Here is a 22651-nt window from a genome sequence, read left to right on the forward strand (position 1 = left end):
AAAATCCCATTTCAATGAAGAAACGGGATTTTATATTTTTATTATATTTCTGTCCGAATATCTATTATCCGAAAATCTGAAATCTAGAACATTTCTCTTCCAGCAAAATGAAAAGCACCTTCAATAGCAGCATTTTCATCAGAATCTGAACCATGAACTGCATTTTCACCCATTGAAGTAGCGTATTTATTACGAATAGTTCCTTCAGCAGCATCAGCAGGATTTGTAGCACCAATTAAAGTTCTAAAATCAGCAACAGCATTTTCTTTTTCTAAGATAGCAGCCACAATTGGACCTCTTGTCATAAATTCAACTAATTCACCATAGAATGGTCTTTCAGCGTGAACTGCGTAAAATTCTTTAGCATCAGCTACAGTTAATTGCGTTAATTTCATTGCTACAATTCTGAAACCACCTTCAGTAATCATATTTAAAATTCCACCAATGTGTCCGTTTTCAACAGCATCTGGCTTAATCATTGTAAAAGTTCTATTCGTTGCCATAACGTTTTTATTTTTTTTAATTCGAGTGCAAAAATAGTGTATTTAGACTGAAGTTTAAAAGTTTATTAGTTTAAAAGTTTACTAATTTTTTTTGGAGCGAAAGACTTGGGCATTTTTAGTTATGTATTTCCTGCTATCCATTGCAATATTTTTATCTCGTTTTGAGAACGAGATAAAAATGATTTCCATTGCTATCAGGGCTAGGAGAGAAGGGTTTGTTTTTTGTTTATTTTTTTTCGGGATTTCTTGAAGTATGAAAAACAGCATTTATTATTAATGAATTTTCAATAATTTCATAAACAATAACATATGGAAATTTTTTAAAGGGTACTTCACGAAAAGTATCAAATTTTATTTGAAATAAAAAGGGATTTGTTTTAAGATAATCCAAATTTTCTAAAAATTCAGAATAAAATTGTTTACCTAATTTTTTATTTATTTCACTATAATATTCAATAGCATTTTCAATTTCTAAAGATGCTTTTTTACTTAAAAGAATATTAAATACCATATTTGGATTTAATTGCTCTTTTAAACTCTTCTAAAGAAAGTACTTCCGCTGGGTTTTTTAAATATTCAGATTTTCGTTCTCTAACTTCATGAATTTGATTTTCATTTAATATAGAAGATGAATCTTCAACAAGTAAAGAAATTTTTTCTAAAACTTCAGGATTTTCTATTTTATTAATTTTTGCAATTAACTTTTTTCTTTCTTCTAAAATATTCATTTTTAAACAATTTGATATAAAATTACAAAAAAAAATCAAATACTAATTATGGTAAACTCATTTTCTAAAGGCTTCAATTCTTTAAACAACTTATCAATTAATTCTTGACCAAATTCCAAATAATATTCCGAGAAATTGGCTTTCCGTTCTTGTAAACTTTGTTTTGGAAACAATTCATCTTGAAGGGAAGAAATGCGTTCTAATTTTTCAGCTAAAACTCTTTTTTCAGCTTTTAGCAAACGTTTTTCTAAGTTTTCTAAACCTTTTATTTGTTTGATTTCTTGTGCTTTTACAGCTCCAACAAAAGATTTGTCTGTTTTAGCTGCAATGGCATATAAATCTTCAAATTGCTTTTTCAAATGTTCTTTTTGAGAAGTAAAATCTATATCAAAATTGGATAACTCTTTTGTTTTGTTTGAAATCAAATCTTCTTGGTTGCTAAATAAAGCAGACCAAGTTAAATCTAATTTATCTGCTTTTTGGACTTGTTTTTGAGTTGCAATTAATACCGAATTTCGAAGTAAAAGCATTGGAAAAGTTACATTATTAGCTTCAAAATTAGATTTCAATTCCAACCAATAAGCCAATTCTCCACCACCACCAATGTAGCATAAATTAGGCAAAATCACTTCTTGGTACAAAGGACGCAAAATCACATTTGGACTAAATTTCTCTGGATGATTTTCCAATTCAGCTAAAATTTCACTTTCTGTAAAACTATAATTTGTATTTAAAACTTTGTAGATATTGTCTTCAAAAACAATTCGCTCACGCAAGTTATCTTCGATATAAAACAAGTTAATTTCACGTGGATTGACTTGGATTTTATATTCAGACAAAAGTTCGTTAGTTTTCAAAACCTCTTCGCTAGAAGTCTGAATGAGTAATTCTTCCTTGGCATAAGGAACAAACAGTTGTTTCAGACTTTTATCATCACCATCTAAAATTACTAAACCTTTTTCCTTGAAAAGTTCATTGGCAATAAAACGAGTTGCATCAGCTAAATTAGAATGTTTTAAATAGCCTTTTTCAAATAAATTTTTTAAATATGTTGCATTTTCTCCTAAACCTAATTCTGACGAAAATAGCTCAAAAACCTCTCTTAAACCTTCAGTAGATAATCTTCCAACTGGACCAAAGCTCTCTTTTTGCCAACTGATTTTCTTTCCTTTAAACCAAAAATGATTGATTTCTTCAAAATCATGATCTTCGGTAGCCATCCAATAAATAGGCACAAAATTTTGATTTGGATATTCTTTTTTTAGCTGTTCACAAAGGTTGATAGTCGAAATGATTTTATACAAAAAATACAAAGGCCCAGTGAATAAGTTTAATTGATGACCTGTTGTAATGGTGAAAGTATTCTCTTCTTTTAAAAGTTTTATATTGCTTAAAGTTGTTTCAGAAGTTACAAAGTTTTGGTATTGCTTCTTGAGTGAATCAACTAAAATTTTTCTATTATCGAGAGGAAAGTTATTCTGTTTTTCTTGGATTTGATCTGAAAAATTTTCTAATTTAGGAAATCTATTGTACAATGCTTTTAAATTGGTTTTTTCGTCTAAATAATCATTCATTAATTTAGAAAAATATCCTGATTTTTGGTAGCTTATACAGTCAGATGGCATAGTTTAATTTTTTTTGTAAAAGTAGTAAATTACATTTTTTAAAGTATTATAGAAATCTTAAAATATACTTTACCTTTGCAAAAACAATTAACCTTGCAAAACATACTCTTAATCACACCACCTTTTACCCAACTGAATACACCGTATCCAGCAACAGCTTATATAAAAGGGTTTCTAAATACCAAAAACATTGAAGCTTTTCAAATGGATTTAGGAATAGAAGCGATTTTAGAAATGTTTTCAAAAGAAGGTTTAAAAGAAATTTTTAAGATAACCGATAACCAACAACCGACAACTGACAACAGTCAACGAATTTATGCCTTAAAAAACGATTACATCAACACTATTGACAACGTAATCTCATTCCTTCAAGGAAAAAACCCAACATTAGCTAGACAAATTTGTAGCGGAAATTTCCTGCCAGAAGCTTCTCGTTTTGATCAAGTAGATGATTTAGAATATGCTTTTGGTGCTATGGGAATGCAAGACAAAGCCAAACATTTAGCGACTTTATATTTAGAAGATTTATCCGATTTTATTGTAGAATGCGTGGATGAAAATTTCGGATTCAGTCGTTATGCTGAACGTTTAGGTAGAAGTACCAATTCGTTTGATGAATTATACAGTGAATTGCAAAACGAAACAACGTTTATAGATAAAATCACTTTAAAGATTCTAAAAGAGAGAGTAGAAGAAATTCAACCCAAATTAATCTGTTTTTCAGTTCCTTTTCCAGGAAATTTGTACAGTGCTTTTCGATGTGCTCAATTTTTAAAAACGAATTATCCAGAAATAAAAATCGCAATGGGTGGTGGTTTTCCAAACACCGAATTAAGAGATTTAAAAGACAAACGTGTTTTTGAGTTTTTCGATTTCATTACTCTTGATGATGGAGAATTGCCTATAGAATGTCTATATAATGCAGTTTGTCACACTGAGCCTGTCGAAGTGCTTTTTAAACGAACATTTCTCCTAGAAAATAACGAAGTAGTTTACAAAAACAACTCCTCAAAACCAGATTACAAACAAAGTGAAGTCGGTACACCTGATTATTCTGATTTGCTTTTGGAAAAATACATTTCAGTTATCGAAATTGCCAATCCAATGCACAGTCTTTGGTCAGATGGTCGTTGGAATAAACTAACCATGGCGCACGGATGTTATTGGGGAAAATGTACGTTTTGTGATATTTCTTTAGATTACATAAAACTATACGAACCCATCGCTGCCAAAACTTTGGTCGATAGAATGGAGGAACTTATAATTCAAACTGGAGAAAACGGTTTTCATTTCGTAGATGAAGCTGCACCACCAGCTTTGATGCGAGAAGTAGCTCTAGAAATCCTAAAACGAAACCTAAAAGTGACTTGGTGGACCAACATTCGTTTTGAAAAAAGTTTCACGCAAGATTTATGTATTTTGTTGGCCGCTTCTGGTTGTATTGCAATTTCTGGTGGTTTAGAAGTAGCTTCAGACCGACTTTTAGAATTAATTAAAAAAGGAGTTACTGTTGAACAAGTAGCTCAAGTAACCCGAAATTTCACAGAAAGTGGAATTATGGTTCACGCTTATTTGATGTATGGTTACCCAACGCAAACGATTCAAGAAACTGTTGATAGCTTGGAAATGGTACGTCAATTGTTTGAAATTGGCGTTTTGCAATCGGGTTTTTGGCATCAATTTGCTATGACTGCTCATTCTCCAGTAGGTATGTTTCCTAAAGAGTTCGGAGTAATTCCGCAACAAAACGAAGTAACTTTTGCCAATAACGACATAGCTTTCAAAGATAAAACCGGAATCAATCACGAGAAATTCAGCTTTGGCTTAAAGAAATCCTTATTCAATTATATGCACGGAATTTGTTTCGATTATCCTTTACAAGATTGGTTCGATTTCAAAATTCCAAACACTAAAATAAAACCCGATTTTATTTATAACGCTCTTCAAGATTCAACTGATTTCAACACCAAACCTTCAGCCAAAATCGTTTGGATAGGAGGAAAGCCAACTTACGAAATCTTCACAAAATCCAAAAAAGGAAATAGTTGGGAAATGATGCAGCTAACTTTTCACGATAAAAAAAATGTAACCGAAATCACTGTTGAAAAAGAACAAGGAGCATGGTTAATTCATACATTACATAAAATCTCTATTACTACAAATAATAAATTTACTTTTTCTCAATTAAAAACGGATTATGAAATTAATTTGAATGATTTTGAGTTGTTTTGGTATTCAAAGTCTATTAATTCTTTGAGAGAAATTGGATTGTTGGTATTATAATTTTTTTTTTGAAATTGCAATTGCTATTGAATTTTGAATTTGATTAGGGCGTTCCCTTTCAGGTCGTGCTGTCCACTATATCTTTTTGTGTTTTAAGAAACACAAAAAGGATGCCGTTCCCATCACTAACGCATTCGATTAAATAGAAAAATTCACTTTTTTATCAACTATATCATTTTACCAATATTTCATTTACGAAAACGTTTTCTTTTTTGTAAATTTACCCTTCATAAAAATTACACTATGAGTACAAACTATAAACTTTCTGTAAATCAAGAAAATAACTTTGATTTCAACGAAAGCGATTTAAAAAATTTAGATGAAATTCAGTTGTCAAATAACAAATTTCATGTCTTAAAAGAAAGCAAACCTTATTCAGTTGAAGTAGTTTCAACCGATTTAGCTTCCAATAAATATACAGTTAAAGTTAATAATTCGGTTTATGAAGTAGCCATTGCTAACGAATTAGACCAATTAATAACAGCAATGGGTATCGAAAAAGGAAGAACCAAAGTCGTAAATGCTATCAAAGCACCAATGCCAGGTTTAATTTTGGAAATCAACGTTTCGGTTGGACAAGAAGTAAGAGAAAATGATCCATTATTAATTTTAGAAGCCATGAAAATGGAAAACAGTTTCCTGTCACCAAGAGACGGAATCATAAAATCTATTGCAGTAGAAAAAGGAAACGCAGTAGAAAAAGGACAATTATTAATCGAATTTGAATAGCTTCCAGCTTCAGCTGGACGGATGAAAATTAAAAATATAATGATAAAAAAAATAACAAAAATATTAGTAGCCAATCGTGGTGAAATTGCGATTAGAGTAATGAAAACAGCCCAAAAAATGGGCATCAAAACGGTCGCTGTTTATTCTACAGTAGATAGAAATGCTTTACACGTCAAATTTGCTGATGAAGCCGTTTGTATTGGTGAAGCAGCTTCAAGTCAATCGTATTTAAGAGGTGATAAAATTATAGAAGTAGCCAAAGAATTGGGAGTTGACGCTATTCATCCAGGTTATGGATTTTTGAGTGAAAATGCTCAATTTGCTGAACTTTGCGAAAAAAACAATATCATTTTCATTGGACCAAAATCCAAAGCCATTGAAATGATGGGGAATAAATTAGCAGCCAAAGAAGCTGTGAAAGATTACGATATTCCAATGGTTCCAGGAACTGAAGACGCTATTACAGATATTGAAGAAGCAAAGAAAATAGCAACATCAATCGGATTTCCAATTCTGATTAAAGCTGCTGCTGGTGGTGGTGGAAAAGGAATGCGTATTGTAGAAAAAGAAGCTGATTTTACTTCACAAATGGATAGAGCTATTTCAGAAGCCGTTAATGCTTTTGGTGATGGTTCAGTTTTCATAGAAAAATATGTAACGAAACCAAGACATATCGAAATCCAAGTGATGGCTGATAGTCACGGAAATATTGTTTACATTTTTGAACGTGAATGTAGTATTCAAAGAAGACATCAAAAAGTGATTGAAGAAGCTCCTTCGGCTGTTTTGACTCCGGAATTACGTAAAAAAATGGGTGAAGCTGCTGTAAAAGTAGCCAAAGCTTGTGATTATTTAGGAGCAGGAACAGTTGAGTTTTTACTAGATGACCAACATAATTTCTATTTCCTTGAAATGAATACGCGCTTGCAAGTAGAACATCCAGTTTCTGAAATTATTGCAGGTTTGGATTTAGTAGAACTGCAAATAAAAGTCGCGCAAGGTGAGGCTTTACCAATGAAGCAAGAAGATTTAAAAATCAACGGTCATGCAATGGAACTTCGTGTCTATGCAGAAGATCCTTTGAATGATTTCTTACCAAATGTTGGATTTTTAAGCACTTATATTTTACCAGAAGGAGAAGGAATTCGTGTAGATAACGGAATCGAGCAAGGTACAGATGTGCCTATTTATTATGACCCAATGCTTTCGAAATTAATTACTTATGGCAAAAATCGTGAAGAAGCTATTGCTTTGATGATTAAAGCCATTGATAATTATCACGTAGAAGGAGTTGCTACAACTTTAGCTTTTGGAAAATTTGTAATGCAACACGAAGCCTTTCGTTCTGGAGAATTTGACACAGGTTTTGTAAAAAAATATTATGATGCCGAAAAACTAAAAGCCCAACATGCAACAGAAGCCGAAATTGCTGCTATGATAGCTTTGAAACAATATTTGAATGATTTGAAATTGGTAAAACTTCCAAATTAAAGTGTTCATTATTCAGTAAAAAGTGTTCAGTTTAAAAATATTATTAACATATAAGTAAGATTTAAGGAAAGTCTATTTTCTATTTTCTTTTCTCTATTTTCTATAAAAAAATGCAAGACAAAATAAAAACATTAAACGATAAAATAGCTTTAGCCAAACTAGGTGGTGGTGAAAAGAGAATTGCAAAACATCACGAAAAAAAGAAATTAACAGCAAGAGAACGAGTTAATTATTTATTAGATGAAGGTTCTTTTGAAGAAATTGGTATGTTAGTTACACACAGAACCAAAGATTTCGGAATGGAAAATGAAATCTATTATGGAGATGGAGTTGTAACGGGTTACGGAACAATAAACGGAAGATTAGTTTACGTTTTTGCTCAAGATTTTACAGTTTTTGGTGGTTCGTTATCAGAAACACATGCCGAAAAAATCTGTAAAGTAATGGATATGGCACTTAAAAACGGTGCTCCAATGATTGGACTTAACGATTCTGGTGGTGCTCGTATTCAAGAAGGTGTTCGTTCATTAGGTGGTTATGCTGATATTTTTTACAGAAATGTACAATCTAGTGGTGTAATTCCTCAAATCTCTGCGATTATGGGACCATGTGCTGGTGGTGCAGTATATTCTCCAGCTATGACTGACTTCACAATGATGGTTGAAGGAACGAGTTATATGTTTGTAACTGGTCCAAATGTGGTGAAGACGGTAACAAATGAAACAGTAACTTCAGAAGAATTAGGTGGTGCAAGTACACATTCTACAAAATCTGGTGTGGCTCACATAACTTCTCCAAACGGAGTTGAATGTTTAGAAGATATAAAAACTTTACTAAGTTATTTACCTCAAAACAATAGAGAAACTACTCCAAAACTGGATTACGTTTTAAATGATGAAATTAGAGAAAAATTAGATACAATTATCCCAGATAATGCCAACAAACCTTATGATATGCATGAAGTTATTGGAAATATTATTGATGAAGATAGTTTCTACGAAATTCATAAAGATTTTGCTGAAAACATCATAGTTGGTTTCGCTCGATTAGCTGGAAGAAGTATCGGAATTGTAGCGAATCAACCAATGGTTTTGGCTGGTTGTTTGGATGTAAATAGTTCAACAAAAGCAGCTCGTTTTGTTCGTTTTTGTGATGCATTCAATATTCCATTATTAGTTTTAGAAGATGTACCAGGATTTTTACCTGGAACTGATCAAGAATGGAACGGAATTATCGTTCATGGAGCCAAATTGTTATATGCTTTTAGTGAAGCCACTGTTCCGAGAATTACAGTAATTACTCGTAAAGCTTATGGTGGTGCTTATGATGTAATGAATTCAAAACACATTGGTGCTGATATGAATTTTGCTTGGCCAAGTGCCGAAATTGCAGTTATGGGAGCGAAAGGAGCATCGGAAATTATCTTCAAAAACGAAATTGCAGCTGCTTCAAATCCTGAAGAAAAACTGAAAGAGAAAGAAGCTGAATATGCAGAGTTATTTGCCAATCCTTACACAGCAGCTCAAAGAGGGTTTGTGGATGAGGTAATTGAACCAAGATTCACTAGAAGAAAATTAATAAAAGCTTTTAGTATGCTCGAAAATAAAGTAGTGAATACTCCAAAACGAAAACACGGAAATATTCCTCTATAAAATATAAACCATCTGAAAAGGTGGTTTTTTTATGCAATTAAATAAAAGTTAAAATTAAATTTATAAGCATAGTTTTTTTATCTTGTCAAACTTTTAAATCATATTTTAAGTATTGTAACTATTTGATAATGAATCGTTTTTTATTAATAATTTTATTTTTTGCTCTATCTATATTCAATTCGTTTGCCCAAAAAACAACGAAACATAAAGTAGTTAGTGGAGATTCATTTTATTCTATTGCCAAAAAATACGGTGTAACGGAAAATGACATTTATGAAGCAAATCCAAAATCAAAAGGACAAACCTTACAATTAAATACGGTTTTAATCATTCCTTCAAGTAAATTAACATCTAAATCCAACAATAAAGCAAATCAAGAGTTTCATGTTGTTGCATCTGGTGAGTCTTTTTATACAATTGCAAAAAAATATGATCTATCGGTTGACGATTTAAAACAATTTAATCCAACAATTTTACCAAATAAATTACAAGTTGGAACTAAATTAGCTTTGACAAAAAATAAAAATTCAAAAGAAAAAGTTGAAAAAAGCAAAGAAGAAGTTTCTTCTTCTAATGATTTAATTCACTCTGTGAAAAAAGGAGAAACAATTAGTCATATTACAGAAATCTATGATGTTAGTTTTAAAGAATTAAAGAAGTTAAATCCAGGTTTAGATGTAAAACTTCAAATTAACGAAAAAATTATCATTAGAAAAGGAAAAGAAAAACCTAAAAAAGAAATAATTGAACCAAAGGTCGAACCTGTTAAAATTATTAGTCCTACCGCTGTTCAATTAGAATCTATGGCAGCGGCTGATGATGATGTTGAAGAACCAGATGATTCGGGTGAAGTAACGCATGTAATTGCTCGTGGAGAAACATTGGCAAGTATTGCTCGTTTATATAAAACTACTTTAGCTAAATTACAAGAATTAAATCCTAAAGTTGGAAATAAGATTTTTGCTGGAAGAAAATTAATTATTAAAAAAGGAATTACACCAGTTAAACCACAACAAGTTAATTTATATGCTGATGTTGAAGAGTTAGTGGAAGAAGCAACACCATTATCACTTGAAGGATTAGAAAGTGCAGATCAGTTAATAGCTATTGCTTCTGAACATTTAGGAACAAGATACAGAAGCGGTGGAACAAAAAGCGGTGGATTTGATTGTTCTGGTTTAATGTGTTATACTTTTTCGCAACTTGATTTTAAATTGCCAAGAACTTCAAATGAACAATCTAGAACTGGAAAAAAAATAAAGAAAAATCAAGCTCAAAAAGGAGATTTAATTTTCTTTTCAACCAATGGTAGAGGAACTGTCAATCATGTGGGAATGATCACTGAAGTTGTAGATGATGAAATTTTCTTTATACATTCTTCAGTGAGTAGAGGTGTAATTGTTTCTTCAAATAAAGAAGCTTATTATGCAAAGCGTTTTGTGAGAATTAACAGAGTTTTGGATATAATTAAGTAGTAATTAAATTAGAAATAGCTTTTGCTAATTCTCTATCTTTTTCAGTAATAGTATTACCTTTATCGTGAGTTGTTAAAGTTATTTCAACTTTATTGTAGATATTTTTCCATCCTGGATGATGGTTCATTTTTTCAGCAAGTAATGCTACTTTACTCATAAAACCAAAAGCTTCTACAAAATCATTGAATTTAAAGGTTTGTTGTAATTTATTGTCTTCTTCTTTCCACATACTATTTTTCGTTTCGGTTTGATATTTTAATCGGCATTTCATTTAAAGTGGTTCCACCTTTTATTCCAAAATCTAAAGTACGAATTGGGAAAGGAATCATAATATCATTAGCATCATAAGCTTTTTTAATTCGCATTATTGCTTCACTTCCTACTTTATTATAAACTCCTTGTTCTGGAGTATTTATCCACATTCTAACAGATAAATTAACAGAACTATCTCCAAATTCAACAAAATAAACATTAACTGCATCCTCTTTTGAAAGTTCTTCAATATCGCTTACAGCATCTAAAGTAATTTGTTTAACTTTCTCTAAATCATCACCATACGAAACTCCAACGCTTAAATCAAAACGTCTTTTTTGTAAAATGGTATAATTTTCAATAGGATTTTGAAACACTTCTTTGTTAGGAATAATTACAGTTTGTCCTTGAAAAGTTTCCATTACAGTATCTCTTAAATTAATTTCCTTAACCTTTCCCATATAATCTTTAATTTCAACTATATCTCCAACTTTTAAAGGTTTTCTAAATGAAATAAATATGCCAGACATAAAATTTGCAGCAATATCTTGGAAAGCAAACGCTAAAGCTAATCCTAAAATTCCTGCTCCTGCTAATATTGAAGTAACCGCTTTATCAAGATTTAGAATACTTAAAACTGTAAAGATTACTATACCAAGAAATATAAAATAAATTACCGAACTAAATAAATTGTTAAGCGTTATATTGTTAGATATTTTTGAAATAAGTTTTCTGGAAATTTTTCTAACGAATTTTGCTAAGTAAAAACCAATTACCATTACAACTGCTGCCATAACAATATTTGGTAATAATTTAATTAAAGCTTCAACCCAATCCGTTAGTTTTTCAGTAATTAAATTAGATATTTTATTGATGTCCATATTTATGTAAAGTTTTATCACTGACAAGATACCAAAAGAATATATTATTTACAATATAACAAGAGTCAAATTTTAGAATGTTTTTAAAACAGAGTTCCTTGGATCCCTTCTGAACATGGTTCACTATTAAAATCAAAAGAATTAATTATCTCAAATTGTTTTATATTAGGATTAAATTTTCTTAAAAAGATTTTATCACATTGAAAAGATAATTCGGTCTCCTGAAATAATTTATGCGCAATGGCTAATTTTTCAAGGCTTAGTTTTCTGGCAATGGATAAATGAGGTTCATTACTTTTATACATTTTCTTTTCAATTAATGATGAAGTCAAACTTTTCATTATTTTTTTAAACCTTTCTTAGAATTTTCTGAAGGACTGATATAAAAAGCACCATTTGGATAACTATCAAATCCATTCAATAAGACTTGAAAAGGAGTGAAGGTTTTGGTAATTTGAGCTATCTTTTTTTTAATAATTTCAATTTCTTTGTCTGTTGAAGTAAATTCACAAATAGTTATATGAGCTAATGAGTTTTTACTGTTGTACCAACCAATCTCATCCGCTAACTGAAGTTTTAATTTTTTAACTTCTTCGGATGTTTTAGAATCAGGAATGAAAGCTATTGAGTACTTGTCTTCCATTTACTTATAATTTTGATCATGTTTTGTATCAGACAAAAATTTAAAGAAATTAAATATGTCAAATTAAAATTTTAATCTTATTTATATAAGAAATATGATTAGTTTTGCCCAAAATTAAAAACTTCAAATAATCTTGAAGTTTTTTTATTTAATTATATATGCAAGAATACTTACCTTATCTATTATTAATCGCTTTAGGATTTATAGCTGGTTTTTTAAATACTGTTGCAGGTGGAGGAACTTTATTAACCCTTCCCATTTTAATTTTTATGGGATTACCGGCTCCTTTAGCTCAAGGAACTAATAGAGTTGCCATACTATTACAAACGTTTACAGCTGTTAAAGGATTTAAGAGTAAAGGAGTTTCTACCTATCCATTTAGTTTATATGTTGGAATAGCATCATTAATTGGTTCCATAATAGGAGCTTACTTAGCCTTAGATTTTGACGGAAAAGCTTTCAACAGAATGTTGGCAGTTGTAATGATTATGGTTTTGGTTTTAACACTTTATAATCCTAATAAAAATACAGAAAGCTTAACCGAAAAATTAACTGGAAAAGCATTATATATTTCTTTGGTTGTTTTTTTCTTTTTAGGTATTTATGGAGGTTTAATTAATGCAGGAATTGGTTTTTTAATGTTAGTTGCTTTACCCTATATTAATGGAATGAATCTTTTAAGAGCAAACGCTACCAAAGTATTTGTTGCATTTGTTTATACTATTGGAGCAGTTGTCGTTTTTGCTATTAATGACAAAATTGACTACGGATTAGCCGCAGTTTTATCTGTTGGAAATGTTTCTGGTGCTTGGTTTGGAAGCCGATGGTCTGTTAAAAAAGATGAAAAAGTAATTAAAATGTTTTTAGTTGTAACGGTGACTGCCTTAGCAATAAAATTGTGGTTTTTTGATTAATATTTCACGTATTCTGTAATTTCTAAACCATAGCCAATCATACCAACACGTTTTGTTTGCTCAGAATTTGATAATAATTTGATTTTAGAAATATCTAAATCATGAAGAATTTGTGCTCCAATTCCAAAGTCTTTTGCATCCATTTTTACTTGTGGAGCTTTATAAATACCTTGTTCTTGTAATTCTTCTAATTCAACAATCCTATTAAGCATTTCAATGGACTGTCTTTCTTGGTTTATGAAAAGTACTGCTCCTTTTCCTTCTGATTCAATTTTGGCAAACATATCTTCTAATTTATTATCAGGATTAGAAGTAAGTGTTCCTAAAATATCATTATTTACTTGTGAAGAATTAATTCGGGTTAAAACCTCTTCACCGTTGTTCCAACTACCTTTACTTAAAGCAATATGAACTTGTTTATTTGTTGTTTGAAGATAAGCTCTTAATCTGTATTTTCCAAAACGAGTAACTATTTCAAAATCTTTTTTCTTTTGAATTAAACTATCATGTTGCATTCTATAAGCCACTAAATCTTCAATAGAAACCAATTTTAAATCAAAACGTTTTGCAACTTCGGCTAATTCTGGTAAACGTGACATTGTTCCATCCTCATTCATAATTTCACAAATAACACCAGCAGGAGTAAAGCCAGCTAATCGTGCAAAATCAATTGCTGCTTCGGTATGACCTGTTCTTCTTAAAACTCCACCTTGTTTAGCAATTAAAGGAAAAATATGTCCAGGACGAGCTAAATCAAATGGTTTTGTGTCTTCATTAACTAATGCCATAACCGTTTTTGCTCTATCACCAGCTGAAATTCCAGTTGTTACACCATTACCTTTTAAATCAACTGAAACTGTAAAAGCAGTTTCCATATGATCTGTATTGTTTGTAACCATTGTGTGCAATTCTAGTTCTTTACAACGTCTTTCGGATAAAGGTGTGCAAATAAGTCCACGACCATGTGTAGCCATAAAATTAATCATTTCTGGAGTTACTTTTTCAGCTGCAGCCAAAAAGTCTCCCTCATTTTCTCTATCTTCATCATCAACAACTATAATTACCTTACCTTGACGAATATCTTCAATCGCTTCTTCGATAGTGTTGAGTTTTATTTTATGTGACATTTTCTGTACTTGTTTTTTGTTTTCTAAACTTGTTTATTAATTTTTTGATGGGATCAGTAATCCAATCAAAATTGATCATAATTCCTATATCATTAGTTGCTCTGTAGGTTAACAATATAGCAAAAGGAGTTAATATTATAGAAGACATCCAAGTTCCTAAAAAAGGACTTATTGAGTCTTCTTGGGCTAATTTTCTGCCAAAAGTATTGATAAAGTGAAACGTAATAAAAATTAGAACAGCAAAAACCATTGGTAAACCTAATCCTCCTTTTCTAATAATTGCTCCGAGCGGTGCACCAATAAAAAACATTAACAAACAAGAAAAAGCTAGCATGAATTTTTCATGAATGGCTGTCCAATGTTGGTTGATATTTTTTTTCTTAAATTCTAAATCATTTTTACTACTTTCAATAGAAAAATCGATACTAGTAGTATTATTTGCCGCAATATCAATAATTTTCTTTTGATCAGATAAATCATATAATTCTAATAAATTATCTGTTTTTATATTAGTTTCATTAGTATTTTGCTGTAACTTTCTAGAGTTTAAAACATTAGAAGTTCTTTGAGTAATGTTATCTGAGAATGAAACAACATCTTCAATATAATTCTTCTGTAAAGAATCAATAGTGATATTTAATTCGCTTATATTTAACATTTTATCGGTATTGGAAATATTTTCTTGATCTATATCAGAAGTGTTTAATTTTCCAACATCAATTGTTAAAATGTATTTTTTGAAAGTACTTTTTGCAAAAGGAAGTTTCTTTTGTTCTTCATATTTTTTTGGTAAAATGTCTTCATAATAATTTCCATCAAATAATTCAAGATTTAGTAAGTTTCCGCTATCATCACTTGATAAAATACCACTTTTTGCATTAATTATTGTACTTGCACCGTTTCCATTGCTTGCTTTTTTGTGAATTGTAATTCCTTTTAAAAACTGACCTTTATCACCAGATTTTTCTTGAACTTTAATATTCGTATTTCCAATTTGATTAAATTGTCCTTGAGCAATAGCCATAGCTGGTTTTTGTTGAACAATATTCTGACGTAAATTAATAAACTTGTATTGTGCTTGAGGAATAACGTTGTTTGAAAATATAAAGGCAACTAAACTTAACACAAGAATAAATGCTGTTAAATATTTCATGGCTCTTTGTAAAGAAATTCCAGAAGATTTCATTGCTGCAAACTCATAATTTTCTGAAAAACTTCCAAAAGTCATAATTGAAGCCAATAAAACAGAAAGAGGTAGTACTAATGGAACAACATTTGGAGCATAAAAACTTAAAAATTTTAAGATAGTCATGAAATCCAAATCTTTACCAGCTAGTTCGGCAATAAAAAGCCAAATTCCTTGTAGAATGAATATAAAAAACAAAATTACGAATACACTAGTAAACGTAATTATGAATGATTTTAAAATATATTTATCTAATATTTTCAACGAAACTTTATTTAGTCTAATCTATTGATATAATAGCCAGAATATTTTGATTCGGTAAAGGTAAAATGATTTTTTGATAAAGGCTGATTTGTTTTAAAAGAATTAACAGTTAAAGTTGTTTTTGTTCCTTTTTTATCTGTTTGAATCATGTTATAAATATGATTAGTTGAAGTATCTATTCCCAATAATATCTCTTTTACATTATCTTTAGAACTAGTAGGTTTCAATTTGATATATTGAATTTTTCTTCCTTTAATATTTTGAGAAATATCCCACGCATAAGAATATCCAGATTGGAAAAAAGTCAGCATTTTATCAGGAGTAATCTCATTATCATCATCTTTTCCGCTTGAAATAGTTATTTCTTCGTCTTCAGGAACAATAGTGTAGGTTTTTTTTCCATCATAAATTTTTGTTACACCCATGAAGTTTAATACATACTTATTACCACTTATCGCAACATTTCCTTTACTGTCTTGGTTTATGTTTTCTTTAGCGTTTTGCAACGAATATTTGAAATCAATAACAATATTAGTATAACCTTTAGCTTTTGTAGCCACATCATCTAAAAGTTGTTTTGCTTTTTTGGCATCTTGAGCCTGAATGTTTAAAGTAAATAAAAATAATACTACGACTTTAATTAAAGTTTTCATTTTATGAGTTGTTTTGTTCATTATTTAAAAATTGTTCTAAGGCTACTAAATCTGGAATTAATACTGAACGAGCTTTACTTCCTTCAAATGGACCAACTATTCCAGCAGCTTCTAATTGATCTATTATTCTTCCAGCTCTGTTGTAACCTAATTTAAGTTTTCTTTGTATTAAAGAAGCACTTCCTTGTTGAGCTGTTACTATAACTTCTGCAGCATCTCTAAAGAGTGTATCTCTTTCGGCTATATCCATATCAAGTTTTGTGCCACTTTCCTCACCAACATACTCTGGTAATTGATATGCTTCAGGATAAGCTTTTTGTGATCCGATGTAATCTGTTATTTTTTCTACTTCAGGTGTATCTACAAAGGCACATTGCACACGTACTATTTCATTTCCTTGTGTAAATAATAAATCTCCACGACCTATTAACTGATCAGCTCCTCCTGAATCTAAAATAGTTCTAGAGTCAATTTTTGAAGTAACTCTAAAAGCTATTCTGGCTGGGAAATTGGCTTTAATCATACCTGTAATTACGTTTACAGAAGGTCTTTGTGTAGCAATGATTAAGTGAATTCCGATAGCACGAGCTAATTGAGCTAAACGTGCAATAGGAGTTTCTACTTCTTTACCAGCTGTCATTATTAAATCGGCAAATTCATCAACTACTAAAACTATATATGGTAAAAAGCGATGACCATTTTCTGGATTAAGTTTTCTTAATTTGAATTTTTCGTTATATTCTTTGATGTTTCTAACCATTGCATCTTTCAATAAAGAATAACGGTTATCCATTTCAATACAAAGTGAATTTAAGGTATTGATTACTTTTGCATTATCAGTAATAATTGCATCTTCTGTGTCAGGAAGCTTTGCCAAATAATGTCTTTCTATTTTATTAAAAAGCGTTAATTCCACTTTTTTAGGGTCAACCAAAACAAACTTAACTTCTGCTGGATGTTTTTTATAAAGAAGAGATGTTAACACAGCATTTAAACCAACAGATTTACCTTGACCTGTAGCACCAGCCATCAATAAGTGTGGCATTTTTGCCAAATCAAAAACAAAAGTTTCATTTGATATATTTTTACCTAAAGCAATAGGCAATTCCATTTCAGACTGTTGAAATTTGGTTGATGAAATTACACTTTTCATGGAAACCAATGTTGGATTTGCATTTGGAACTTCAATACCAATTGTACCTTTTCCAGGTATAGGTGCGATAATACGAATACCTAAAGCGGCTAATGAAAGAGCAATATCGTCTTCTAGGTTTTTAATTTTAGAAATTCGAACACCAGCTTCAGGAACAATTTCATATAATGTTACAGTTGGACCAACGGTTGCCTTAATCTGAGAAATTCCAATTCCATAATTTTTTAGAGTTTCTAGAATTTTGTTTTTGTTTTGTTCTAACTCTTCCTGATTGATAGTAATTCCACCAGATGAATATTCTTTTAGTAATTCAACACTTGGCATTTTATAATTTGATAATTCCAATGTTGGGTCAAATTCACCAAAATTCTCAACTATTTTTGCGGCTAAATTACCTTCAATAGTTTCTTCTTCTTCAGTAGTTTCAATGACAAATCCATCATCTTTAGTTTCAATGACTTTCTTAGCTTTGTCTTCAATATAGAAGTTTTCTTCAACTTTAGGAGTTTCTTTTATTTTTGGCTCTAACGACAATTCTGATGGATGCCCAATAGTTGGTTTTAGACTTTCTTTGTCAATTTCAAAAGATGAATTTGGTTTTAATTCAATTTTAGAAATAGCTTCTTCATCTTCCTTAATTATAAATTCTTTAGGTGTGTTTTCATCAATATTTTCAAGAGAATTATTTTCTAATTCATCTGTTTCAACTTTATTTTCTTTTTCAAAAACTGGAGTTGGAATATTGTTTTTAATTTTTTCAACTTTGTCTTTAATTTTATCGGGAGACATTTTCATTTTGAAAATTAAAAAAGCAATCACTACGATAATAAGTAGGAGTAAAGTTCCAATTTTTCCAACGTAATCTTGAATAAATTGAGTGATTTCGTATCCAATAATTCCTGATAAATTAGGGAATTGATCCCAAAAAAAACCGAATAATAAACAAAAGGTAATGATTAGGTAAAAATCCCAAAACAGCGATTTTCTTAATTTGAATATACTAATATCTAAAATAAAATATATTCCTATCATCAATATTGACTTCACAAATATAATCGATGCTATACCAAAACCTCTATAAATGAAGAAATCAGCTAAATAAGCACCAAATTTACCTAACCAATTTTGAGTTTTATCAGTTCGATCAATTATAGAACCTAATTGGCTTTGATCATAATTACCCGTTACATAATGTGATATAAAAGAAATTAATAAAGCTATAGCTGTTAAAACTAATATACACCCTAAAACAAATCTATGCTGCCTATAGTTTTTAGGAGCATTTTTTTCTTTTTTTGGAGCTGATGTTTGCTTTTTAGCCATATAAATTCACCTTAATTTAAGGTTTTATTCAAAGTTACTTAAAATATTAGTGGAATATAAATAATACATCCAATTGCAATAGCTGTTAAGGCTGCAAAAAAGACGGCACCTGCTGCAATATCTTTAATGAAACCTATTCTTTCATGATAATCTGGATGAATAAAATCTGCAATTTTTTCAACAGCAGTATTTAAACCTTCAATTCCTAAAACTAAACCAATAGCTAAAGTTTGAATTAACCATTCTTCGTGAGAAATACCAAAAGAGAAACCAGCAATAATCATTATAACAGCTAAGCAGCTTTGAACCATTATACTATGTTCAGTTGTTATGAGCTTTACAGCACCCTTAAAAGCAAATCCCATGCTTTTAATTCTTCCAGTAAAAAGCGTTTCATCTTTTACGAATTTCATAAATAATTAAAGTGAAGATAAAGCAGATTCATAATTAGGTTCATCAGCAATTTCTGCAACTTGCTGAGAGTGAATAACTGTACCGTTTTCGTCTAAAACAATCACAACTCTTGAATGTAAACCTGCTAATGGTCCGTCAACAATTTCTAATCCATAATCTTTTCCAAAACTTCCGTCTTTGAAATCTGACAGATTAATTACATTTTCTAAACCTTCTGCTCCACAAAAACGTTTTTGAGCAAATGGTAAATCTCTAGAAATACATAATACTTTAGCGTTTTTTAATTTGCTTGCCTCTTCGTTAAAAGTTTTAACTGATGCTGCACATGTTCCTGTATCTATACTTGGAAAAATATTTAAAACAACTTTAGATCCTCTAAAATCTTCTAAAGTTACTGTTGATAAATCGTCTTTTACTAATTTAAAATTAGGTGCTTTTATTCCTTTTACTGGTAATTCACCTGATGTTAATATCGGATTTCCTCCTAAAGTTATTGATGCCATTTTCTTATAAATTTTAAAGAACAAAAGTAAGAAATAAATTTGGAATAGGGAAAGGCAAATTTATTTAATAAAATTATAAAAATAATTGCACACTAAATTATTATATCGTAATATTGCAATATAATAATAAGATATATGGGAGCATCTAAATCAGATTTTTTTTCAGAGGAACAAAATGAATTAGCCAATTTATTTAAGGCTTTTTCTCATCCTGCACGAATTGCAATAATTCAATATTTACTGAAAGTCAATTCTTGTATTTGTGGAGATATTGTGAACGAACTTCCCTTAGCACAACCAACAATCTCACAACATTTAAAAGAGTTGAAAAACTCAAAAATAATTCAGGGAACGATTGAAGGAACTGCAATTTGTTATTGCTTAAATCCAGAAACTATTGAAATGATTGAAAACTATTTTGCTGAAATTTCCAGAGAATTAAAAAATAAATGTTGTTAAATATTAAACAAGTTAGACTTCTTAGATTATAGAAGTCTAAAAATCTAAAAATCTAAAAATGAAATTATCAGAAATAAAAAAGGAATTAAAAAAGCTAGCAACTATTGCTTTTCAATTACCAAATGGAGATTTAGTGCCTACTCATTTTCACGTTACAGAAGTAGGTAAGACAATAAAACACTTTATCGATTGTGGTGGAGCCGTTAGAAAGGAAGAAGTTGCCAATTTTCAATTGTGGGAAGCAAATGATTATGATCACAGATTGCATCCAGAAAAATTGGTTCATATTATTGAATTGTCTGAAGAAAAATTACAAATTCCAGATTTAGAGATTGAAGTGGAATACCAAATGAAAGATACTATTGGTAAATTTGATTTGGATTTTGACGGAACGAACTTTCTTTTAATTTCAAAAGTAACGGATTGTTTGGCTAAAGATAAATGTGGAATTCCAGCAGAAAAGCCAAAAGTTAAAATAGGTGAGTGGAAACAAAAAGAAACTTCTTGTTGTTCACCAGATTCAGGTTGTTGTTAAAAGTATATATATGTTTAAAGAATTAAATACAACTATAGAAATATTTAGTAAAATTTCTATTTCAAACGAAAGAAAAGAAGTACTTCAACCTTTAATTGATTTTATTCAATATAAAGTTTATTCTAACGAAGAAATTCGTTTGAATTTTATTTGCACTCATAATTCCAGAAGAAGTCATTTATCCCAAATTTGGGCACAAACAATGGCTTTGCATTTTAATATTCAAAATGTTTTTTGTTATTCTGGTGGAACAGAAGCTACTGCAATGTTTCCAAAAATAGCTGAAACACTAGAAAATCAAGGGTTTCATATTCAGAAATTAAGTGAAACTGAAAATCCAGTCTATGCTGTAAAATTTAACGAAAATGCTCATCCTATCATTTGTTTTTCAAAAAAATATGATGCTGCATTTAATCCAAAATCAAAATTTGCTGCGATTATGACTTGTTCGTCTGCAGATGAAGGTTGTCCGTTTATTTTTGGAGCAGAAAAGCGTTTACCTATTCGATATGAAGATCCAAAAGCCTTTGACGGAACCGATTTAATGAATGAAAAATATGCTGAAAGAAGTCTAGAAATTGCTTCTGAAATGCATTACGTATTTTCAAAAATAGCAAAATAAATAATTTAACTAAAATAATATAAATAATGAAAGTAATTAAAATTTTAGGTACAGGTTGTGCAAAATGTAATACAACAGTACAAGTGGTTAACGATGTAATTAAGAAAAACAATATTGAGGCAACAGTTGAAAAGATAGAAGATATTCAAAAAATAATGGAATATAACATCATGTCAACTCCTGCTTTTGTAGTCGATGAAGTTATTGTAACTAAAGGGAGAGTTCCAAGTGAAGCCGAAATTTTAGAAGCACTTAAGTAATTATGTTTGACTGGTTGCAAAACTTTTCCGATTGGTTAATTTATTCCATTTTTGACATTGTAAAAGGAAGTAAATTGGGCGATTCACTCAACTTTTTTGTGTATGACACGATTAAGATTTTAATCTTATTGTTTCTTATCACATTTATAATGGGAATTGTAAATTCTTATTTTCCAGTTGATAAAATCAGAAATTATCTTTCTCGCAATAAACTTTTTGGTTTAGAATATCTTTTTGCATCAACATTTGGAGCTATTACTCCTTTTTGTTCTTGTAGCTCAGTTCCTTTATTTATTGGATTTGTAAAAGGTGGAATTCCATTGGGAGTTACGTTTGCTTTTTTAATCACTTCTCCCTTAGTTAATGAAGTTGCAATTGCTTTGTTTATCGGAATGTTTGGTTTAAAAGCTACAATTTTATATGTTTCAAGTGGTATCATTTTGGGAATGATTGGTGGTTTTGTTTTAGGAAAATTAAATCTTGAAAAACACTTGTCACCTTGGGTACAACAAGTCTTGCTTAATGCAGAAAAAGAAAGTGATTTAGAAATTGAAAAACAATCTTTTGTTCAAAGATTGCCATTGATTTTTAGAGAAGCTATGGGGATCATAAAAGCGTTTTACTCTATGTTGTAATCGGAATTGGAATTGGTGCTTTAATGCATGGATTTATACCAACAGGTTTTTTTGAAGATTATATTAGTAAAGACAATCCATTTGCTGTTCCGTTAGCTGTAATTATTGGAGTTCCAATGTATAGCAATGCAGCAGGTGTTTTGCCAATTATTCAAGTTTTTGTACAAAAAGGAATTCCTATTGGAACTGCAATTGCTTTTATGATGGCAGTTGTAGGTTTATCAATACCAGAAGCGACTTTACTCAAAAAAGTAATGACTTGGAAGTTAATAGCCATTTTCTTTTCAGTGATTACATTTTTTATTATTATTTCTGGATATTTATTTAATATTTTACTTTAA

Annotated in this window: 26 protein-coding genes; 12 read left to right on the forward strand and 14 right to left on the reverse strand. The window is 30.1% G+C overall.

What is annotated here, in order from left to right:
• Positions 1–83 precede the first annotated feature (83 nt).
• The 4 genes from AABJ49_RS01195 to bshC all read right to left on the reverse strand — a co-directional run bounded on the left by AABJ49_RS01195 (position 84) and on the right by bshC (position 2856).
• The gene (locus tag AABJ49_RS01195) at positions 84–503 is read right to left on the reverse strand and encodes a nucleoside-diphosphate kinase (protein WP_338375386.1); all 420 of its coding nucleotides are present in this window, start codon (positions 501–503) and stop codon (positions 84–86) included.
• A 226-nt stretch (positions 504–729) separates the two neighbouring features.
• The gene (locus AABJ49_RS01200) at positions 730–1014 is read right to left on the reverse strand and encodes a type II toxin-antitoxin system RelE/ParE family toxin (protein WP_338375387.1); all 285 of its coding nucleotides are present in this window, start codon (positions 1012–1014) and stop codon (positions 730–732) included.
• Positions 1004–1231 (reverse strand): hypothetical protein, encoded by a 228-nt coding sequence (locus AABJ49_RS01205; RefSeq protein ID WP_338375388.1) that lies wholly within the window; start codon positions 1229–1231, stop codon positions 1004–1006. Before AABJ49_RS01205 ends, AABJ49_RS01200 begins: the two co-directional genes overlap by 11 nt.
• A gap of 35 nt (positions 1232–1266) precedes the next feature.
• Complete coding sequence (gene bshC / locus AABJ49_RS01210; RefSeq protein ID WP_338375390.1) at positions 1267–2856, reverse strand: bacillithiol biosynthesis cysteine-adding enzyme BshC; 1590 nt, start codon at positions 2854–2856, stop codon at positions 1267–1269.
• 93 nt (positions 2857–2949) lie between these two features.
• On the opposite strand from bshC, the gene AABJ49_RS01215 reads away from it, so the two are divergent.
• From AABJ49_RS01215 to AABJ49_RS01235, 5 genes are all read left to right on the forward strand, one after another.
• Positions 2950–5139, forward strand: a complete 2190-nt coding sequence (locus tag AABJ49_RS01215) for a B12-binding domain-containing radical SAM protein (RefSeq protein ID WP_338375391.1) — start codon at positions 2950–2952, stop codon at positions 5137–5139.
• A gap of 243 nt (positions 5140–5382) precedes the next feature.
• The gene (locus AABJ49_RS01220) at positions 5383–5868 is read left to right on the forward strand and encodes a biotin/lipoyl-containing protein (protein ID WP_338375393.1); all 486 of its coding nucleotides are present in this window, start codon (positions 5383–5385) and stop codon (positions 5866–5868) included.
• 51 nt (positions 5869–5919) lie between these two features.
• Complete coding sequence (accC, locus tag AABJ49_RS01225) at positions 5920–7359, forward strand: acetyl-CoA carboxylase biotin carboxylase subunit (protein ID WP_338375673.1); 1440 nt, start codon at positions 5920–5922, stop codon at positions 7357–7359.
• A gap of 110 nt (positions 7360–7469) precedes the next feature.
• The gene (locus tag AABJ49_RS01230) at positions 7470–9011 is read left to right on the forward strand and encodes an acyl-CoA carboxylase subunit beta (protein WP_338375395.1); all 1542 of its coding nucleotides are present in this window, start codon (positions 7470–7472) and stop codon (positions 9009–9011) included.
• A gap of 128 nt (positions 9012–9139) precedes the next feature.
• Positions 9140–10486 (forward strand): LysM peptidoglycan-binding domain-containing protein, encoded by a 1347-nt coding sequence (locus AABJ49_RS01235; RefSeq protein ID WP_338375396.1) that lies wholly within the window; start codon positions 9140–9142, stop codon positions 10484–10486.
• Here AABJ49_RS01235 and AABJ49_RS01240 read toward each other — a convergent pair.
• The 4 genes from AABJ49_RS01240 to AABJ49_RS01255 all read right to left on the reverse strand — a co-directional run bounded on the left by AABJ49_RS01240 (position 10479) and on the right by AABJ49_RS01255 (position 12262).
• The gene (locus tag AABJ49_RS01240; protein ID WP_338375397.1) at positions 10479–10715 is read right to left on the reverse strand and encodes a 4a-hydroxytetrahydrobiopterin dehydratase; all 237 of its coding nucleotides are present in this window, start codon (positions 10713–10715) and stop codon (positions 10479–10481) included. The genes AABJ49_RS01235 and AABJ49_RS01240 overlap by 8 nt on opposite strands.
• Before the next feature lies 1 nt (position 10716).
• Positions 10717–11619 (reverse strand): mechanosensitive ion channel, encoded by a 903-nt coding sequence (locus AABJ49_RS01245; RefSeq protein ID WP_338375399.1) that lies wholly within the window; start codon positions 11617–11619, stop codon positions 10717–10719.
• Between the two features lie 83 nt (positions 11620–11702).
• Positions 11703–11960 carry a hypothetical protein gene (locus AABJ49_RS01250; protein ID WP_338375401.1) on the reverse strand — a complete coding sequence of 86 codons (258 nt, stop codon included), beginning with the start codon at positions 11958–11960 and terminating at the stop codon, positions 11703–11705.
• Entirely contained in the window at positions 11960–12262 is a 303-nt protein-coding gene (locus AABJ49_RS01255) for a 2'-5' RNA ligase family protein (RefSeq protein ID WP_338375402.1), read from the reverse strand. The genes AABJ49_RS01250 and AABJ49_RS01255 overlap by 1 nt, the downstream gene beginning before the upstream one ends.
• 158 nt (positions 12263–12420) lie before the next feature.
• On the opposite strand from AABJ49_RS01255, the gene AABJ49_RS01260 reads away from it, so the two are divergent.
• Complete coding sequence (locus AABJ49_RS01260; protein ID WP_338375404.1) at positions 12421–13176, forward strand: sulfite exporter TauE/SafE family protein; 756 nt, start codon at positions 12421–12423, stop codon at positions 13174–13176.
• Here the strand turns inward: AABJ49_RS01260 and ribB are convergent.
• The 6 genes from ribB to tpx are packed head-to-tail and all read right to left on the reverse strand — an operon-like array spanning position 13173 to position 19799.
• Positions 13173–14303, reverse strand: a complete 1131-nt coding sequence (gene ribB / locus AABJ49_RS01265; protein ID WP_338375406.1) for a 3,4-dihydroxy-2-butanone-4-phosphate synthase — start codon at positions 14301–14303, stop codon at positions 13173–13175. The genes AABJ49_RS01260 and ribB overlap by 4 nt on opposite strands.
• Positions 14293–15753 (reverse strand): LptF/LptG family permease, encoded by a 1461-nt coding sequence (locus AABJ49_RS01270; protein ID WP_338375407.1) that lies wholly within the window; start codon positions 15751–15753, stop codon positions 14293–14295. Before AABJ49_RS01270 ends, ribB begins: the two co-directional genes overlap by 11 nt.
• 11 nt (positions 15754–15764) lie before the next feature.
• The gene (locus AABJ49_RS01275) at positions 15765–16406 is read right to left on the reverse strand and encodes an outer membrane lipoprotein carrier protein LolA (protein ID WP_338375409.1); all 642 of its coding nucleotides are present in this window, start codon (positions 16404–16406) and stop codon (positions 15765–15767) included.
• 1 nt (position 16407) lies between these two features.
• Positions 16408–18882 (reverse strand): DNA translocase FtsK, encoded by a 2475-nt coding sequence (locus tag AABJ49_RS01280; protein WP_338375410.1) that lies wholly within the window; start codon positions 18880–18882, stop codon positions 16408–16410.
• A gap of 38 nt (positions 18883–18920) precedes the next feature.
• Positions 18921–19295, reverse strand: coding sequence for a diacylglycerol kinase family protein (locus tag AABJ49_RS01285; protein WP_338375411.1), 375 nt, complete (start codon positions 19293–19295; stop codon positions 18921–18923).
• Positions 19296–19301: 6 nt separating this feature from the next.
• The gene (tpx, locus tag AABJ49_RS01290; RefSeq protein ID WP_338375412.1) at positions 19302–19799 is read right to left on the reverse strand and encodes a thiol peroxidase; all 498 of its coding nucleotides are present in this window, start codon (positions 19797–19799) and stop codon (positions 19302–19304) included.
• 135 nt (positions 19800–19934) lie between these two features.
• Here tpx and AABJ49_RS01295 point away from each other — a divergent pair, with 135 nt between their 5' ends.
• The 6 genes from AABJ49_RS01295 to AABJ49_RS01320 are packed head-to-tail and all read left to right on the forward strand — an operon-like array spanning position 19935 to position 22651.
• Complete coding sequence (locus AABJ49_RS01295; RefSeq protein ID WP_338375414.1) at positions 19935–20258, forward strand: metalloregulator ArsR/SmtB family transcription factor; 324 nt, start codon at positions 19935–19937, stop codon at positions 20256–20258.
• Between the two features lie 58 nt (positions 20259–20316).
• Positions 20317–20793 (forward strand): DUF6428 family protein, encoded by a 477-nt coding sequence (locus AABJ49_RS01300; protein ID WP_338375416.1) that lies wholly within the window; start codon positions 20317–20319, stop codon positions 20791–20793.
• 10 nt (positions 20794–20803) lie between these two features.
• Positions 20804–21415, forward strand: coding sequence for a protein-tyrosine-phosphatase (locus AABJ49_RS01305; protein ID WP_338375417.1), 612 nt, complete (start codon positions 20804–20806; stop codon positions 21413–21415).
• Between the two features lie 26 nt (positions 21416–21441).
• A complete protein-coding gene (locus tag AABJ49_RS01310) occupies positions 21442–21675 on the forward strand; it encodes a thioredoxin family protein (protein ID WP_338375418.1) in 234 nt (77 codons plus the stop codon).
• A 2-nt stretch (positions 21676–21677) separates the two neighbouring features.
• Complete coding sequence (locus tag AABJ49_RS01315; protein WP_338375420.1) at positions 21678–22310, forward strand: permease; 633 nt, start codon at positions 21678–21680, stop codon at positions 22308–22310.
• A gap of 23 nt (positions 22311–22333) precedes the next feature.
• Positions 22334–22651, forward strand: coding sequence for a permease (locus tag AABJ49_RS01320; protein WP_338375422.1), 318 nt, complete (start codon positions 22334–22336; stop codon positions 22649–22651).

The sequence above is a fragment of the uncultured Flavobacterium sp. genome (genome assembly GCF_963922255.1).
Lineage (GTDB): Bacteria > Bacteroidota > Bacteroidia > Flavobacteriales > Flavobacteriaceae > Flavobacterium.